The organism is Kitasatospora sp. NPDC047058 (genome assembly GCF_040643935.1).
In the GTDB taxonomy this organism is placed as follows: domain Bacteria; phylum Actinomycetota; class Actinomycetes; order Streptomycetales; family Streptomycetaceae; genus Kitasatospora.
In genome coordinates, this window is sequence record NZ_JBEYVJ010000949.1 from 1 (window position 1) to 1,093 (window position 1,093).

The 1,093-nt window shown below is 72.8% G+C and carries 1 protein-coding gene; it reads left to right on the forward strand.

The window, feature by feature from the left end; all coding sequences use genetic code 11:
- The first annotated feature begins 135 nt into the window (after positions 1-135).
- Entirely contained in the window at positions 136-996 is an 861-nt protein-coding gene (locus ABZ885_RS41850; protein ID WP_360200544.1) for a S1 RNA-binding domain-containing protein, read from the forward strand.
- Positions 997-1,093 lie beyond the last annotated feature (97 nt).

Here is a 1,093-nt window from a genome sequence, read left to right on the forward strand (position 1 = left end):
GGGCGGCGTCGTTCCGTACGCCCGGGCCGCGGCCGTCGCCGAGCGGAACTCGCCGGCCACCCGCGGAGCCAGCCGGGCACGCACGGCATCGAGCGAGCCGTCGCCGAGCCGGTGCCAGCGGGAGGCGTTGTCGACGTGCGTGCCCGGCTGGCTCCGCGGGCCCGGCTGGCCGTCTGGCCGGACCTCTCCACCGACGTCGCTGCGGTCCTGGCCGCTCTCCCCGACGAGGGCCTGGTCGAATTCGTGTGGGAGGAGGAAGACGGCCGGATCACCAGTACGGTCGCCGACGAGACCCAGTTCGCGGAACTCGCCGCGCAGATCGCCGGCGCACGTGCCGCTGCCGTCCTGTCGATGTACGTCGACGAGCGCAGCCCGCTGTTCACGGCCGTGCTGCCCGACGGCGATGGCGTCCTGCGCGCCCGATGGCGCACGGATCCGGCGCCGGGCGACCGGGACTGGGCCGCTCTGAAGACCCTGCGCCGCGGCCGGACCGTGACCGGCATCGTCACCGAGATCGCGGGTTTCGGCGTCACGTTCGTCGACATCGGCGGCTTCACCGCGATGATCAACATTCCCGAGCTGTCCTGGCGCCCCGTCAGCCACCCCTGCGACGTCGTCGCGGTCGGTCAGCGGATCACGGCGGAGATCCTCGACGTCGACCTGGTGCGGGAACGGGTGTCGCTGTCCCTCAAAGCGCTGCAGGAAGACCCGATGCTGCAGATCGCGCAGCAGGTGGGCCGGATCGTGGCCGGAGAGGTCACCAGGCTCGTACCGTCCGGTGCCTTCGTCCGCATCGAGGACCGGAAGGACGGCTTCGAAGGGTTCGTGGACAACGCCGAACTCGCGGCGCCGCCCGTGGACGGGCCCGAGGACGTCGTTCAGGTCGGGGACAGGCTCACCGTGAAGATCATTGATGTCGATCCCGCGCGGCGCCGGATCGCGCTGTCGCGCACGCAGGCTCAGGGCTCGCGTGCGCAGGAGAACCGCCGTGTCTGACGCGCCGGGCCGGTCGCAGGGCGGCCGCCCCACAGCTGGGAGCGGGGCGTCGGCCTGCGCCCGCCTGGAGCGGTGGCCTGCACCCGCGGGAAGCCGC